The following is a 15,397-nucleotide window of genomic DNA, read 5'->3' on the forward strand; positions in this document are numbered from 1 at the left end:
CTGATTAATTATTATTTCGGTGTTGGCTTATCCACTGTTATAAGTAATGTGAATAAGCACCTAATAATTATCAGTACCGGTGATACTAAATCACCTAATATGTAACTGCACTCATCATGCCAATTATTAATTTACTTATATAACAGCTTGTTACAGTTTAACTTTACGATGAAGTCTTATTCATGGGTCATTTGTGTCTCTGCTCTTTACTGTGTTTTGAAGTCTTCTTTATCAAGTTGGTGTTTCTTCATCTTTCGATATAGGGTTTTTCGAGGCAAATTGAGTTTGGCAGACACTTCGTTGATGTTACCAAACGTTTCGACAAGCGCTTCAGTCAATACGTCTCTTTCGTATTGTTCCATTAGCTTTTCGAAATCAAACTCATCAGAACACGATTCACTAATTGGCGTTTGTAAATCGAAACCATCTCCGACAATACCAAGTACAAAACGATCTGCAACATTACGTAATTCCCGTAAATTGCCTGGCCAATGATGGCGACACAGTTGCTGTATCTGTTCTGAGTAAATTGTGCATGGACGAGTTTTATATTTTTGACTTGCTTGAATAACGAAATGACGGAATAACAATTGGATGTCTTCTTTACGTTGCTGCAAAGAAGGAAGATGCAAGCTGGCCACATTAAGGCGATAAAAGAGATCAGCGCGGAATTCACCAGATTCGCTTAATTTGGCCAAATCAGCCTTACTTGCCGCAATAACAGTAATGTCGATATGAATAAGGGTATTACCACCGACACGTTCAATCACCCTTTCTTGGAGCACTCGCAATAGTTTAATTTGTATTGCAATGGGCATACTTTCGATTTCATCAAGAAACAAAGTACCACCATGGGCCTGTTCTAGTCGTCCGATGCGTTTTTTGTTAGCGCCGGTAAACGAGCCAGCTTCATGACCAAACAATTCACTTTCAATGATGCTTTCTGTCATCCCCCCGCAATTAATCGCGACAAAAGGTTGGTCTTTGCGGCGACTGAAGTTGTGTAAGGAACGGGCAATAATTTCTTTCCCTGTGCCTGTTTCGCCATTGATGATGGTATCAACACCTGTATGAGCAAGTACTAAGACTTGTTGGCGAATTTTCTCAATAACCTTTGATTGGCCAATAATGACAGATTCAATGGGAATTTCTGGCGAATCCTTGTCTGTTGATTGGGTCGTGCTGCTATGTTGGCACTGCGCTAATGCAAGGTTGAGTTTATCGATCAGCTCATCGGTATTAAGTGGTTTTTCCAAAAAATCGAACGCACCTAATTTCATAGCTTCAATGGCCATGGGAATATCACCGTGACCACTCATGAGTATGATCGGCACATTTGGTGATCGATGCTGAATCGAACTTAACAAGGTTAAACCATCGACCGATGGCATTCTCACATCGCACAAAACAACAGACTTGCTGTTTGGATTTAGTGATTTTAAGCCAAGATTGGGATCGATGAAACTACTGACATTAAAGCCTTCTAATTCCAACATTTCACTGACAGCCTCTACAACGTCCACTTCATCATCAATGAGTACAATGTGTTTTTCTAATGTCATGATTGTGCGCCTTGCTGTAGAGATACGATGAATTCTGAGCCTTGGTGTTGAATCGATTCTGCTCGAATAGAACCACCAAAATCTTTAATAATATTATAGGCAAGGGATAATCCGAGCCCGAGGCCTTTGCCAGATAGTTTACGCGTATAAAAAGGATCGAATATATGCGGTAGATCTTCAGCCAAAATACCGGAACCATTGTCTTTTACGGTAATTTCAATATTACCTAATCGTGTACTTGTTAACGTCGAACTGACTGTGATCGTGATTTGTGGTTCACAATGATGCTCAACCGCATCGATAGCGTTGCTAATGAGATTAACCAATACTTGTTCGAGACGAATGCTATTTGCACGCACCCAGTGTGAAGTCTGGTTTGAGTAATGAATGGTGACATTATGACGCTTGCTTTCAAATAATTCGATAGCATCTTGGATAATGCAATTGAGTTCAACGCTTTCTATTTTGCCATCACTTTTACGTGAAAATGCTTTGAGGTGACTGGTGATCGCGGAAGTTTTATCTAAAAGTAATTCTATTTTTTGCAAATTGATCAGCGCTTTATCAGTACGTGCTTGTTCTAACCAACGCTGAGCGCTGCGCACATGGCTATTTACTGCGGTGAGGGGCTGATTAATCTCATGAGTGATCCCGACACTGAGTTGACCGAGTGCGGCGAGTTTACCTGCCTGTACCAATTCATCTTGCGTGATCCGTAGTTTCTCTTCGGCTAAGGTGCGCTCTTCTACTTCCGCCTCTAATTTTCGGTTGGTCTGTTTAACTACCCTCGCTGTGGTTTGGAAAACTTTAAGATACTTTGCCATTTGGGTGACTTCATCATGGCCTCGAATGGATACCTCTGTATCTAAGTGGCCCGTTGAAATCGCAAACATATTGTCTTTTAGTTGAAGTAAGCGTTGGAGTATATTTTTGCGTACATAGAACCATGAAATGCCAGCTGCAGCCAACACACTAAATAACGATAACGATAATGATAAGCGTTGGTCATCCTCCAAGGATTGTTGTGCTGCTTTAATTGAGGTCTCAATAATTTGATTTACTTTAGCTGTATTGCTTTCTATTTGAACGGTGAGTTGGTTTAGGTGATCTCGGCTGTTTTGTAGAAAATATTGTTCTTGATAGCGGTGATCGAGCGCTTTATTTTTGAGCGCGTAAAGTTTGCCGGTACGTGATGTTAAATCATAGATAACCATGAGTTGTTGATCTAAATCGGGGTATTGCTGACGAGTATCACCATTGTCCCAGAGTTTCCACCAGGTCTCTCCAACTTGTTCTAATCGGTAACTGGTGTAGTCCAGTTCATTAAAACTGAAGTCATTGTAGAGTTTTTCAATGAGACCTAACTGATAATACAATAAGGATTTAAGTTGCGCGTATTGGACCTTATCTTTACTGTTTTCAGGTAATTGATCGAGAGATGCACTGGCCTCTTTTAACAATGGATAGAAACCTTCTAAAAGATTACGCAGTGCTTTATTGAGGTGCTGAGATTCAATTTTGCTTTGGAACAGTAAACTCAAACTGTTGCTGACTTGTGCAATGAAGTCTTTAAAATAGTCATGATATTCAGGAGACTGCATCATGATATTTTCCATACTCATAATAGCGTGTTCGATTTGTGCAATGGCGTGATTGCGTTCAATATTTGATTCAGCATCATTAAGCTGGGAAGAGGTGGTGATGATAATCCGCACCATATCATTCAAACGTGCGGCCTTATCTAAAGCAGGCATGTTTATTTCTTTTAATACCACCAGTCTTTGGTTCAAATCATTGAACGTGAAGGACAATGCAATAGATAGAAATAGTGTTGTCATAGATAGCATCGCGAATGCTAAAACTAACCTAAACTCAATACCTTTCCATTTGAACATAATTTGCCCTATTACAAGCTATTTATTATAGGGCAAATAAAGCGGCTCAATATTGCTGCCAATACCCTATTAAAAATAAAACCAGAATAAAGAGAAGTTACCATAACTTAGTCCTATAACACTAAGTTAACATCTAAAACTGTTAATAGAGCGGTATTTATAATGCTTATTTAAGTGTTTATGTATGAAGTCAGATGGTTGTTAGCGAGAATGAGCGCAGGAATTCAGGTACACTCCCTCACTTAACCCTATTCCCGCTTTAACCGAGTTTATTAATCCTATGTCTCATGTCCGTGCCACCCATGCTTCGCATATTGTACTACCCGAAAGTGTGATTGATAAGCCTACTGTATTCAGCTTTCTTATCAATCATTTCAAACAGATTGACGCGTCGGTATGGCAACAACGGATCATCGATGGCAAAGTGCATTGGCGTGATGGTCGCTTAATTACCCTAGATTGTGCGTTTATACCACGAGAGCGAGTCTATTATTACCGTGAGGTTGCGGTAGAAAAAAAGATCCCTTTTGCTGAAAAAATTATGTACGAAGATGACCACATTATTATTGCCTACAAGCCACATTTTTTAGCCGTGAGTCCTAGCGGTCAATTCGTTAATGAGTGTTTAGTTAACCGCCTAAGAATAAAAACCGGTATCGACACATTGGTAACAGCACATCGCCTTGACCGTGCGACAGCAGGCTTAATGCTGCTATCTAAGCACCCAGAGCAGCGCCACCTTTACCATGATTTGTTTAAGTATGCCAATATCACCAAGCATTACCAAGCCATTGCCCGATTAACACCCGAGTTATACCAACAACAGCAACAAGCTGAACTTGCGCTACCATTGCATTGGACTGTAAAAAATAAAATTGTCAAAGGCGAACCCAGTTTCACGATGAAAATTGCAGACGGTGAGGCGAATAGTCATTCTGAAATTGAATTGATTGCCACTAAAGGTGAATTCGGATTGTTTAGACTGTCTCCCATTACCGGGAAAACACACCAACTGCGCTTGCACATGAATAGTTTAGGCATGCCATTGGTAAACGACCGCTTATACCCAAAATTACTAGACCGGTGTGATGATAACTTTGCACAACCACTGCAGTTATTAGCACAACAGCTTGCGTTTACCGATCCGGTTACCGGTATTGAACACAACATAGTGACAGCCGCACTTGAGATTGATGCGCTCATTAATAGCAGCATCGATATTATCTGATCCGTTTATACCGCAACATTTAACTTTTTGCGCTATTCTAACTCAGTTTGATACTATCACAGGGCGACTAGTCTGCAGACCGACTGAAAACAGAAGGCCTGCACAGACATAGCGCAATTATTTAGGCTTTTTGACTGACTGTCATTTGCATAATACGATGCACAGCGAGCATGCTAAACACCGAAATAAGTAATGCTGGGACGATTGGATGGATCCCAAACATGGCTGGTTTCAACCATAACAACACTAAATAACTCACCAGGCCACTGACCATCGCCGCTAATGCCGCATTCCCCGCGATCTGCGGCCAATACAAGCCAGCGAGAATAGGCCATAAGAATACCGCCTGTAGCGCACCAAACGCAGCCAGGTTAAGCCACACAATCATGTCTGGCGGTTCGATAGCAAAATAAGTCGCAATTAAGGTAACCAATAACATCGCGACACGCGTCAAGGTAACCTGCTTATCTGCTGTTAATCTTGGATAACATCGTACAACACCATCTCGCACCAGGCTCACAGCCGACTGCAGTAACATTGAATCCACCGATGACATCACCGCCGCAATTGGAGCCGCCAACAATACACCAGCCCAGAACGGGTCAAACAAACCAGTAATTAATTTTGGCATGATCTCGTCAGGTACCGTTAAATCAGGATATAAAGCCCGACCTAATACACCACTCAAATGCGGGATCAGGGTCATTAAAAAGCTAATAATAGTTCCCCAGATCATCCCACGCTTTAAGGCATTGGTATCTTTGACTGCTAATAATCGCACCACAGTATGCGGTAAACCTAACGTACCAAAACAAATAAGCATCCAAAACGATAACATCATAGGCCAACCAAGCTGACCATCATTACCCTGTGGACTTAACAGTGTTGGTGATTGAGCACTGACATCTGCCATCAGTGCCGTTAATCCCCCTTGTGATAATAGCGTCAGGAAGATCACTAATACACCAACTATCATCAAAATACCTTGGAACGCATCGGTGATCACGACAGCGCGAAATCCACCAGTGAGTGTATAAGCCAGTACTGTGATCACAAATAACCCCAATCCCAGCTCATAACTAATGCCACTAACGCCAGAGAATAAGCGTGCGCCACCAATAAACTGTACCGATATCATAGCAATGAAGCCCACAACTAGACTCACTAATGCTAATTGGGTTAGCCAACTATTTTGATAGCGCGCATCAAGCCACTCGATCAGAGTCGCGTGCTCGGCTTTGCGTTGTGCCAATAACTTCGGCCCTAATACACCTAATGTTAGCATCGCAACTGGCACTTGGATCAGCGCCAGCCATACCCAGCCCAGTCCAATTTTATAGGCGGCGCCAGGTCCACCAATAAACGAACTTGCGCTGGTATAGGTCGCGACTAATGTCAGAGCCAATAAGGGGCCATTAAGAAAACGTCCACCAATAAAGAAACGTTTGGCTTTGTCTTGATATAAGTCCCCCGATTGTTTTTCTTGGCGGGCACTCCACCAACGTGTAACGAGTAGACTGGCAACAAGATAGATAAGAATAGGGATAAGATTAGTCATGATAAGTCGATTTAATCATTAAAATAAGGAAGAAGATAAGCAGTAAAGGGGCAAACAGGCAAGAAAACCAAAACCAAACAGGCAGTCCCCACCAATCACCTTGGTTTGCTAATAACAGCGGCCCAGCGCACCACAGCGCGAAATAACCGACTGTCAGTAACAAGGTTTTTTTTGAAATTGAGTGCATAGTTCAGCCTAAAATAAATATCGCGTAAAATATAGCGCATCGTTATCGAAACAAAACTCGAACTAGATAGATACACTATAAATGACAAGGTTTTAAGCTGAATTATATCGCGTTAAGGCTAGCACATCCAAATAATGTTTCATGGACATATTAAACTATCGTTTGGACTATACGACAAGTTCATCAAACGAGATTAATGTATGACTGATCGATGAATCAATATCATCAATGTAAACCCCGGCACCATAAGTCCAGCCCCATGCAGGAAAACGTTTACTGTAAGAGATCTTACGCACAGGATCGCCACCTATAAACAGCGGAAAACAATAACGGATGAAAGTACCGCCCGTTAATTTTTTGGCCTGCTCATGTATTGTCTGATAAGTAAAATCACCACTCGAGTCCTGCAGCATTTTTACATTGCCCTGCGCCTCGGCCACATCACCTAAAGAAGCAAGCAGGGTGTAGTTATCATCAAAGACAAAAATATAATTATCGTCGAGTAAAGAAAGGCGTTGTAAGGCATGTTGTTGAGCATTTTCGAGTGACAATACACCCGATTGATAATACAGATCGTAACGCTGGAAAATAGCTTCCGTTTTATCCATAATACTGATTAAACGAGATTTCCTTTCCGCCAGAATGTTGCCACGTAATATGGATAAATAGCCCAATGCAATACACGCTAACACCATAAAACTGAATGCGACGTACGGGATGATTTGATAGGAAACAGAATAACGACGGCACATGATAGCCTCAACAAAATAACAAAATAACAAAATAACAAAATAACTTTTCAGCATACTAACACAAAAAACCATAAGCGACTGTAAACAATAGTAAAAACAAGGGTTCATAACGAACTTATGAAAGCGTTATATTATCTATTGAGCCTATTGTGTATATTTACAGCATTATAAAATCACCACAATGGCATTATTCGAGGAGGGAAATTAACGATAAGTCGACAGCTACAGCCTATCGTTAATCATTCACTAGCAACGCTGCTTATTTAGCTACAATTTCATAGCTCGACGTGATTTCAGCTGCCTTTTCTAGCATTTTAGCCACAGAGCAATATTTTTCCATTGATAGCTCAACTGCACGTTTTACTTTTTTCTCATTAAGGTCAGTGCCAGAGATGATAAAATGTGCGTTAATTTTAGTGAACACCCGTGGTGGTTCAGGCGCTCGTTCACTCGTTAAATCAACCTCACAACCAAGGATGTTTTGACGGCCTGTTTTTAAAATATCGACAACATCAATAGAGCTACATGCACCCATCCCCATCAGCACAACTTCCATTGGACTTGCAGCAATACCATTACGGTCACCATCCATAAGAATACCGTGACCCGTTTCTGACGTGCCCATCAGTTGCATTTTGTCGATCCACTTCACATTTGCTTTCATAAAATACCTCGTTAATGTCTAATTTCAAGGTATTGAACAATATTTAATATCACAAAAGCAATAAAATACTGTTCCATATCCCAAATATAGTTAAAAGTTGCAAATAAACAGCAAGTCAATATTCAAAAAATGATATATTCACGTTGATATTGAACAGAAATCAACTCAGTTCTTGCTTATTAGTGTTATTGTCTCTTATGCTATCAAGTCAGTAATAATAATAAAATTAAAATATCGCAATACGGACATAATTTGCGATTATAATAACTTACAGAGGAATACCCATGGTTGTTATCGGCAAGCCACAGTCTGACCCTACTTTAGAATGGTTTTTATCTCACTGTCATATTCACAAGTACCCTTCAAAAAGTACACTGATCCATGCAGGAGAAAAAGCGGAAACTTTATATTTTATCGTTAAAGGCTCTGTGGCAGTTCTAATTAAGGATGAAGAAGGTAAAGAAATGATCCTTTCTTATCTGAATCAAGGTGACTTCATGGGTGAACTAGGCCTATTTGAAGATACTGAAGAGCCTATACGTAGCGCATGGATCCGTGCTAAATCACCATGTGAAGTAGCAGAAATTTCATATAAGAAATTCCGTCAATTAATCCAAGTTAACCCTGAAATCCTAATGCGTTTATCAGGTCAAATGGCTGAACGTCTACAGATTACAAGTCAAAAAGTTGGTGATCTAGCATTCCTAGACGTAACTGGCCGTATTGCACAAACGCTATTAAGCTTAGCAAAACAGCCTGACGCAATGACTCACCCAGACGGCATGCAAATTAAAATTACTCGTCAAGAAATTGGTCAAATCGTTGGTTGTTCACGTGAGACTGTTGGTCGTATCTTGAAGATGCTTGAAGAGCAAGAGCTGATCTCAGCTCATGGTAAAACGATTGTGGTATTTGGCACACGCTAATTCAATCATTTTATTGAGCTAATAAAACGGCGTCTGACATGTTACTCACAAGTCAGACGCCGTTTTTATTAACTGCTGTTTATGCGTTAGCTAATGTTGTTATTTATGCAATCGTTTAATTAATACTGACGTATCACTACGCTGCTCACCAGCATGTTGTAATTCGGCATAAAACCCATCGACTAATTTCGCGATAGGCACTAACGAGCCATTACGCTCGGCTTCTTCAAAACAAATCGCCAGATCTTTGCGCATCCAATCAATCGCAAAACCAAAATCAAATTTCCCTTCCGCCATCGTTAAGGTGCGATTTTCTAATTGCCAAGATTGAGCGGCACCATTACGTAATACATCCAGTACGATATGCTCATCTAATCCGGCATTTTTAGCAAAGTTTACGCCCTCGGCTAGACCTTGCACCAAACCCGCGATGCATAACTGATTAACCATTTTACATTTTTGCCCCGCACCAACATCACCGACCAAAGTCACTTTCTTCGCCATTATATCCAGCACAGGTAAAACACGCTCGTATGCGTTGGCTGCGCCGCCCGTCATAATGGTGAGCTGTGCATTTTCGGCACCCGCTTGCCCGCCTGAAACTGGCGCATCCAGAAAATGAATATCTGATTTTGCACAGGCAGCAGATAATTCTTCGGCTAATAATGCGGATGTGGTTGTATGATCGATCAATATTGCATTGGCTTTCATTGCCGACAATACACCATCGTCACCGTAAACAACGCTGCGCACGTCATCATCATTACCCACACACATAAGCACTAAATCCGCATTAAGTGCAGCGAGATGTGGCGTAGAGGCACGTTTACCACTATATTTTTCGACCCAAGTGACGGCTTTCGTCTCGGTACGGTTAAATACCACGACATCATGTCCAGCATTTTGCAGATGACCCGCCATTGGATAACCCATGACACCTAAACCAATAAATGCTATTTTCATTTTAGTCCTCTTTATGCCATGTCACTTTAGATTCAATTCACGGTTACGCCGCTAACCACTTTTCGATAGCTTGGCTCAGTTTTTTCATTCCTGCATGAATATCATCTTCAGGGATATTAAGTGCTGGGGTAAAACGTAATACATTAGCGCCAGCCACTAATATTAATAGCCCATGTTGAGCCGCTTGATTCATGATCGCGATGGCTTGACCTTGATATTGTTCTTTTAACTCAGCCCCTAATAATAAACCGTCACCTCGAATGTCAGAGAAAATAGCATATTGGTTATTTATCTGCGCTAAAGCTTCTTTAAACATGGCTGACTTTACACTAACTTGCGCTAAAAAATCATCATTATTGATCGTATCAACGACAACCTCCGCAACACTACAAGCCAGTGGATTACCGCCATAAGTACTACCATGGGTTCCCACACTCAGACTCTTCGCAATATTACCTGTCGTTAGCATCGCAGCAATAGGAAAACCAGCCCCAAGCCCTTTTGCCGAGGTTAAAATATCAGGTTTGATATCAGTATGTTGATAAGCATAAAACGTCCCCGTACGGCCAACCCCCGTTTGCACTTCATCAAATATCAGCAGCGCATTGTATTTATCACACAGTGCCCGAATGCCTATCAAAAATTGCTGATTAGCCGCATTAATACCACCTTCTCCTTGCAAAGGTTCCATCATGACTGCACAGGTTTTATCACTCATTAATGCTTCAACTGCTGCCAAATCATTAAAATCCACATGGTCAATAGCACCGGGTTTAGGACCAAAACCATCAGAATAAGACGATTGACCACCAACGGTCACCGTAAAGAAAGTTCTGCCGTGGAAGCCTTTATTAAAGGCGATGATCTGATCTTTGCCCTCACCAAATTTATCGAGTGCATAACGACGCGCTAACTTTAACGCCGCTTCATTGGCTTCGGCACCAGAATTAGCAAAGAACACTTTATCTGCAAACGTCGCCTTAGTCAGTTTGTTGGCTAGCCTTAATGCTGGTTCATTCGTGAGTAGATTACTTACGTGCCATAATTTCTGGCTTTGTTGTTGCAAGGTAGCAACTAAAGGAGGGTAACAATGGCCCAAACAACTGACGGCAATACCAGCAGCAAAATCAATGTATTCATTATCAGCTTGATCCCAAACACGTGAGCCTTGGCCTCGCACAGGGATCATTGCTGCCGGCGCATAATTTGGCACCATTACGTTATCAAAATCTTTCCGAGTCACAGCCATTACGTTATTGGTCATAGTCCTTCCCTCTCAGCAAACATCAATGTTTAAATAGTAAAACGCCAGCTATTGACGAATATATATTCAATAATTATAGATATTTAGTCACAGGTCAAGTTCAATATAGCGTTCTATTACAGAAATCTATGAATTATTGATAAGAAAATTATTTAATAGCTCTTTGCCTTGCTCAGTCAGGATACTTTCAGGGTGAAATTGTACACCTTCGAGCGCGAGCTCTTTATGTTTAAACGCCATTATCTCATCAAACTCGCCATCATTAATTTCAGTCCAAGCGGTGATCTCAAATTCGTCATTAAGTGTCGAGGTTTCAACAATTAATGAGTGATAGCGAGTGACGGTTAACGGATCCTTTAATCCAGTAAAAACCCCCTTACCTTTATGCCGTATCTTTGATGTTTTACCATGCATCACTTTTTTGGCTTTAATGACATTGGCACCGAATACTTGAGCGATTGACTGATGACCCAGACACACTCCTAAAATGGGTATTTTACCTGCAAACTGTTGAATAACAGATAATGAAATACCGGCATCACTTGGTGTACATGGACCAGGTGAAATAACCAGATAATCAGGAGATAGCGACGCTATTTGCGCCAGTGAAATTTCGTCATTACGTTTAACAACAACATCTTGTCCAAGTTCAGAGAAATATTGGAATAAATTAAACGTAAAACTATCGTAATTATCGATAATAAGTAACATGGAAGATTAAAATTCTAATGAGGAAACTGGATGAATAATATCATAGCTAGAAATTGGTTTCTAATAATGACTCTTGGTAAGATAAACATACCAGTTCAGTATCGATGATGTTTAAAGCAGTAAACGAAAAAGCTCAGCAAATGCTGAGCTTTTATAATTTTACCAAATGTTAAATCTAGTTATTTAACCGATACAAACTCAGGGTAAGCATCGATACCACAGTCAGCCATATCCATACCCGTGATCTCTTCTTCTTCAGTAACACGAATACCCATTGTTGCTTTCAGAACAGCCCACACTAAGATACTTGCTCCGAATACCCAAGCGAAGATAATAGCAGCGCCATATAGCTGAGCACCAAATGTTGCATCTGCATTGCTAAATGGAACAACCATTAAGCCAAATAGACCACACACACCATGTACCGAGATAGCACCAACAGGATCATCAATCTTCACTTTATCCAATGCAACGATACTAAATACAACTAACACACCGCCTAATGCACCTAATAATGTCGCAAATGCTGGAGCTGGACTGAGTGGGTCAGCGGTAATCGTGACCAAACCAGCTAATGCACCATTAAGAATCATCGTTAAGTCTGCTTTGCCCCACAAGGCTTTAGTAACTAGCAATGCAGCTACAGCACCCGCAGCCGCAGCCGCATTCGTGTTCAGGAAGATTTTACCAACGGCCGTTGCGTTTTCCACATCTGACAGCATTAGCTGTGAACCACCGTTAAAACCAAACCAACCCATCCATAAGATAAATGCACCTAAGGTTGCTAATGGCATATTTGAACCAGGAATTGGATGTACTTCGCCATTTTTACCATACTTACCTTTACGGGCACCAAGTAATAAAACACCAGCAAATGCAGCAGAGGCACCAGCCATATGTACAATACCTGAACCGGCGAAATCAGAGAAACCAGCTTCAGCTAAGAAACCACCACCCCAAGTCCAATAACCTTCAATCGGATAGATCACGCCAGTTAAAACAACAGTAAAAGCAAGGAAGGCCCATAATTTCATACGTTCGGCAACCGCACCAGATACAATCGACATTGCCGTTGCAACGAATACAACTTGAAAGAAGAAATCTGATTCTAATGAATGATCAGCGCCTTCAGATTGTGTACCAATTAAAGAACCAAATGATGGAATAATTCCGCCTTCAGCATTACCAATATACATGATGTTATAACCGACTAATAAAAACATGATACAGGCGATAGAATAAAGCACGATGTTCTTTGTCAAAATTTCAGTGGTATTCTTAGATCTAACGAGGCCTGCTTCTAGCATGGCAAAACCTGCCGCCATCCACATCACCAGTACACCTGACATTAAAAAGTAAAAAGTATCGAGTGCAAAACGCAGCTCAGTAACTGTAGTTGTTAACTCTTGCATAATTATTCCCTTAAATTGCTTCTGAGTCCATTTCGCCCGTACGGATACGCACAACTTGTTTTAAATCGTAGACAAAAATCTTACCATCACCAATTTTACCTGTGTAAGCAGCACTACTAATAGCTTCAATGAGGCGATCAACATTTTCACTCTGCGTTGCAATTTCTAACTTAACTTTTGGTAAGAAATCAACTTGATATTCTGCACCACGATACAATTCGGTATGACCTTTTTGACGACCAAAGCCTTTAACTTCAGTCACTGTTAATCCTTCAACACCGAAATCGGCTACAGCTTCACGAACATCATCGAGTTTAAATGGCTTAATGATTGCGCTTATTAGCTTCATAAAGAGCTCCTTGCATAAGTATATGGAATATCTATATGATTAAACTTAATTCAACCTCCGTGCCAACAATTCAAATGCTACAAATTCAACAACTTATACAAACCACTCACTTTCCCCTGGCGCCATAAGCACCAAAACAGTGCGGCCATTCTGTTATTCCCCCCAATTCAGTGCAGTTGTTAACTCAATATTAACGTACTGTTAATTTGAGATCGTAATCCCAATTTTAATAACTTCTTATATCTTAAAATAGCGTAAGACATTAACTAATTTTAATTGTTAATGATTAATACTTACGGGGTATCCATCAGTCTGAATAACTAGATTTCTTAATAATCTATTTAAAATAAACTTAATCGATATATAAACACCGCCAAAAAAATATGACACCGCGTTGCGTACCATAATTAAATTGGTACTTTTTATGATCAATAATAATGATAATGTGCTTCCAACCTGAGTAGCTAAAACGGATTTGTTACTTTAAATCTACAATCATGGAAGAAATACAATGAAGAGATTACTACTGGTAACACTATTATCAACGCTAACAGCTTGCGGCTCTGAGGATGTATTTGATAATGACGATAAGGATGAGCAAACAAATGCGATATCGTCCGTGAGTTTCTCAGCTACACCCTATGATATAAACTCACCAATTTATAATTTCAGTTCCGTTTATACCGTAAATGATATTGAACAATCCACAAACGACATTATTTTTAACTGGTCAGTAAACTTAGAAGGTGAAGGTCAAATAACCTCACTCTATCCCGAAGAAGCGCCTCAGTATGAGTTTAAAGAAGCCGCTACCTACAAGATTAAATTAACTGTAGAAGATCATTCTGGTGAAACTTTAGCTCAATTCTCAACAGAGATAGCAATCAGCGCAGAAGATATAGCAACGCAACCCACATCACCAAATGCTGTGATAGACATAACAGATAGAACAACCACAATATATACGTTTAATAGTCATTCTTCGAACTATAGTGAAAGTGCTTTATCTCAAATTAACTGGGTCATCGAAGGCCAAGAGTTGTCAGGACCTGATGTCACTCACAATTTTAGTGAGACAGGTGAACATATTGTTCATTTAAAAGTTACAGCCGAAGATAATAGCCAAGCAACGACAGCAACGACTGTTTACGTTGTTGATGAAATAACAACTCCAACTGCAGAGTTAAACTACACAAAGGATAAGTTAGTTGTAAGCTTCGATGCGAGCGAAAGTTCCAACCAAAGCAGCGATATCTCGTCTTATCATTGGGATTTTGGTAATGGAGAATCAGCAACGGGGATTACGGCCTCTGCAACTTACCCATCAGAAGGCCCTTACAACGTAGTTTTAACTGTGGTGAGTAAAGAAGGTGTAACAAATACAAAAACAGAAACAATTGATGTTTACGAAGAAGGCTCTTACGTGACTTGTGATGTATTAACGTCCTCTAGCTGGTTGTATAAAAAAACAGATGAACGTCAGTGCTTTAGTGCTTCACCAATTACAAGCCGTGCAGCGGCAGAAGCTTGGTGTGGAGCGAGAATTCAACAATACATCGATGATTTATCATTCCTTAGAAAACCAACATTAACTTGGCAGATAAGACAACAAGGTAATAATGAGTGCTAAGTTAGCGAATAGTACCGACGTAAAATTAAATGTTTAGTGTTTATCTGAAAGCCTGAATCAATAGTTCAGGCTTTCGTTGTTTGTTGGCAAAGAGAAAGCGAATGGCTTTCTATAGACCATAACCCGCGCCCCCGGCGTGACAGGCCGCCTTTTTTGGTAAACAGTCTAACCAACTGAACTACCACTCCTCACAATCTGTATTTTTGTATCCTGAATTTCAGGCACAAAAAAAGCCTGAATCTTTCGATTCAGGCTTTCGTTGTTTGTTGGCGGAGTGGACGGGACTCGAACCCGCG

General features: G+C 40.5%; 14 protein-coding genes. 3 read left to right on the top strand and 11 right to left on the bottom strand.

Going from position 1 to position 15,397, the window contains the following annotated elements; genetic code table 11:
- Window positions 1-206: 206 nt before the first annotated feature.
- Complete coding sequence (locus HRT96_RS21105) at window positions 207-1,562, bottom strand: sigma-54 dependent transcriptional regulator (RefSeq protein ID WP_293160543.1); 1,356 nt, start codon at window positions 1,560-1,562, stop codon at window positions 207-209.
- A complete protein-coding gene (locus tag HRT96_RS21110) occupies window positions 1,559-3,457 on the bottom strand; it encodes an ATP-binding protein (RefSeq protein ID WP_293160545.1) in 1,899 nt (632 codons plus the stop codon). Before HRT96_RS21110 ends, HRT96_RS21105 begins: the two co-directional genes overlap by 4 nt.
- 280 nt (window positions 3,458-3,737) lie before the next feature.
- Between HRT96_RS21110 and HRT96_RS21115 the strand changes: the two genes are divergently transcribed.
- Entirely contained in the window at window positions 3,738-4,685 is a 948-nt protein-coding gene (locus tag HRT96_RS21115; protein WP_293160547.1) for a pseudouridine synthase, read from the top strand.
- 121 nt (window positions 4,686-4,806) lie between these two features.
- Here HRT96_RS21115 and panF read toward each other — a convergent pair whose 3' ends face one another.
- The 4 genes from panF to HRT96_RS21135 form a co-directional block, all read right to left on the bottom strand.
- On the bottom strand, window positions 4,807-6,243 hold the full coding sequence (gene panF / locus HRT96_RS21120) for a sodium/pantothenate symporter (protein WP_293160549.1): 1,437 nt from the start codon (window positions 6,241-6,243) through the stop codon (window positions 4,807-4,809).
- Entirely contained in the window at window positions 6,236-6,430 is a 195-nt protein-coding gene (locus HRT96_RS21125) for a DUF997 family protein (protein ID WP_293160551.1), read from the bottom strand. The genes panF and HRT96_RS21125 overlap by 8 nt, the downstream gene beginning before the upstream one ends.
- 167 nt (window positions 6,431-6,597) lie before the next feature.
- On the bottom strand, window positions 6,598-7,236 hold the full coding sequence (locus HRT96_RS21130) for a cache domain-containing protein (RefSeq protein ID WP_293160553.1): 639 nt from the start codon (window positions 7,234-7,236) through the stop codon (window positions 6,598-6,600).
- A gap of 205 nt (window positions 7,237-7,441) precedes the next feature.
- The gene (locus tag HRT96_RS21135; protein WP_293160555.1) at window positions 7,442-7,846 is read right to left on the bottom strand and encodes an OsmC family protein; all 405 of its coding nucleotides are present in this window, start codon (window positions 7,844-7,846) and stop codon (window positions 7,442-7,444) included.
- A 284-nt stretch (window positions 7,847-8,130) separates the two neighbouring features.
- On the opposite strand from HRT96_RS21135, the gene crp reads away from it, so the two are divergent.
- Window positions 8,131-8,772: a cAMP-activated global transcriptional regulator CRP gene (gene crp / locus HRT96_RS21140; protein WP_006032405.1), complete on the top strand. Its 642-nt coding sequence runs from the start codon at window positions 8,131-8,133 to the stop codon at window positions 8,770-8,772.
- Between the two features lie 99 nt (window positions 8,773-8,871).
- On the opposite strand, the gene HRT96_RS21145 is transcribed toward crp, so the two are convergent.
- The 5 genes from HRT96_RS21145 to glnK form a co-directional block, all read right to left on the bottom strand.
- A complete protein-coding gene (locus HRT96_RS21145) occupies window positions 8,872-9,735 on the bottom strand; it encodes an NAD(P)-dependent oxidoreductase (protein WP_293160557.1) in 864 nt (287 codons plus the stop codon).
- A gap of 43 nt (window positions 9,736-9,778) precedes the next feature.
- Window positions 9,779-10,984 carry an aspartate aminotransferase family protein gene (locus HRT96_RS21150; RefSeq protein ID WP_293160565.1) on the bottom strand — a complete coding sequence of 402 codons (1,206 nt, stop codon included), beginning with the start codon at window positions 10,982-10,984 and terminating at the stop codon, window positions 9,779-9,781.
- Between the two features lie 141 nt (window positions 10,985-11,125).
- Entirely contained in the window at window positions 11,126-11,710 is a 585-nt protein-coding gene (locus HRT96_RS21155) for an aminodeoxychorismate/anthranilate synthase component II (protein WP_293160559.1), read from the bottom strand.
- A gap of 179 nt (window positions 11,711-11,889) precedes the next feature.
- Complete coding sequence (locus HRT96_RS21160; RefSeq protein WP_293160561.1) at window positions 11,890-13,122, bottom strand: ammonium transporter; 1,233 nt, start codon at window positions 13,120-13,122, stop codon at window positions 11,890-11,892.
- 10 nt (window positions 13,123-13,132) lie between these two features.
- On the bottom strand, window positions 13,133-13,471 hold the full coding sequence (gene glnK / locus HRT96_RS21165) for a P-II family nitrogen regulator (protein ID WP_017223195.1): 339 nt from the start codon (window positions 13,469-13,471) through the stop codon (window positions 13,133-13,135).
- A gap of 511 nt (window positions 13,472-13,982) precedes the next feature.
- Between glnK and HRT96_RS21170 the strand changes: the two genes are divergently transcribed.
- The gene (locus HRT96_RS21170; protein WP_293160563.1) at window positions 13,983-15,101 is read left to right on the top strand and encodes a PKD domain-containing protein; all 1,119 of its coding nucleotides are present in this window, start codon (window positions 13,983-13,985) and stop codon (window positions 15,099-15,101) included.
- Window positions 15,102-15,397: the final 296 nt, after the last annotated feature.

The sequence above is a fragment of the Moritella sp. genome, assembly GCF_013215705.1.
Taxonomy (GTDB): Bacteria; Pseudomonadota; Gammaproteobacteria; order Enterobacterales; family Moritellaceae; genus Moritella.

What these genes read in the sequence shown, in the direction of transcription:
- HRT96_RS21105 (WP_293160543.1), bottom strand. Translation starts at nt 1,562, where the DNA reads ATGACATTAGAAAAACACATTGTACTCATTGATGATGAAGTGGACGTT.
- HRT96_RS21110 (WP_293160545.1), bottom strand. Translation starts at nt 3,457, where the DNA reads ATGTTCAAATGGAAAGGTATTGAGTTTAGGTTAGTTTTAGCATTCGCG.
- HRT96_RS21115 (WP_293160547.1), top strand. Translation starts at nt 3,738, where the DNA reads ATGTCTCATGTCCGTGCCACCCATGCTTCGCATATTGTACTACCCGAA.
- panF (WP_293160549.1), bottom strand. Translation starts at nt 6,243, where the DNA reads ATGACTAATCTTATCCCTATTCTTATCTATCTTGTTGCCAGTCTACTC.
- HRT96_RS21125 (WP_293160551.1), bottom strand. Translation starts at nt 6,430, where the DNA reads ATGCACTCAATTTCAAAAAAAACCTTGTTACTGACAGTCGGTTATTTC.
- HRT96_RS21130 (WP_293160553.1), bottom strand. Translation starts at nt 7,236, where the DNA reads ATGCTGAAAAGTTATTTTGTTATTTTGTTATTTTGTTATTTTGTTGAG.
- HRT96_RS21135 (WP_293160555.1), bottom strand. Translation starts at nt 7,846, where the DNA reads ATGAAAGCAAATGTGAAGTGGATCGACAAAATGCAACTGATGGGCACG.
- crp (WP_006032405.1), top strand. Translation starts at nt 8,131, where the DNA reads ATGGTTGTTATCGGCAAGCCACAGTCTGACCCTACTTTAGAATGGTTT.
- HRT96_RS21145 (WP_293160557.1), bottom strand. Translation starts at nt 9,735, where the DNA reads ATGAAAATAGCATTTATTGGTTTAGGTGTCATGGGTTATCCAATGGCG.
- HRT96_RS21150 (WP_293160565.1), bottom strand. Translation starts at nt 10,984, where the DNA reads ATGGCTGTGACTCGGAAAGATTTTGATAACGTAATGGTGCCAAATTAT.
- HRT96_RS21155 (WP_293160559.1), bottom strand. Translation starts at nt 11,710, where the DNA reads ATGTTACTTATTATCGATAATTACGATAGTTTTACGTTTAATTTATTC.
- HRT96_RS21160 (WP_293160561.1), bottom strand. Translation starts at nt 13,122, where the DNA reads ATGCAAGAGTTAACAACTACAGTTACTGAGCTGCGTTTTGCACTCGAT.
- glnK (WP_017223195.1), bottom strand. Translation starts at nt 13,471, where the DNA reads ATGAAGCTAATAAGCGCAATCATTAAGCCATTTAAACTCGATGATGTT.
- HRT96_RS21170 (WP_293160563.1), top strand. Translation starts at nt 13,983, where the DNA reads ATGAAGAGATTACTACTGGTAACACTATTATCAACGCTAACAGCTTGC.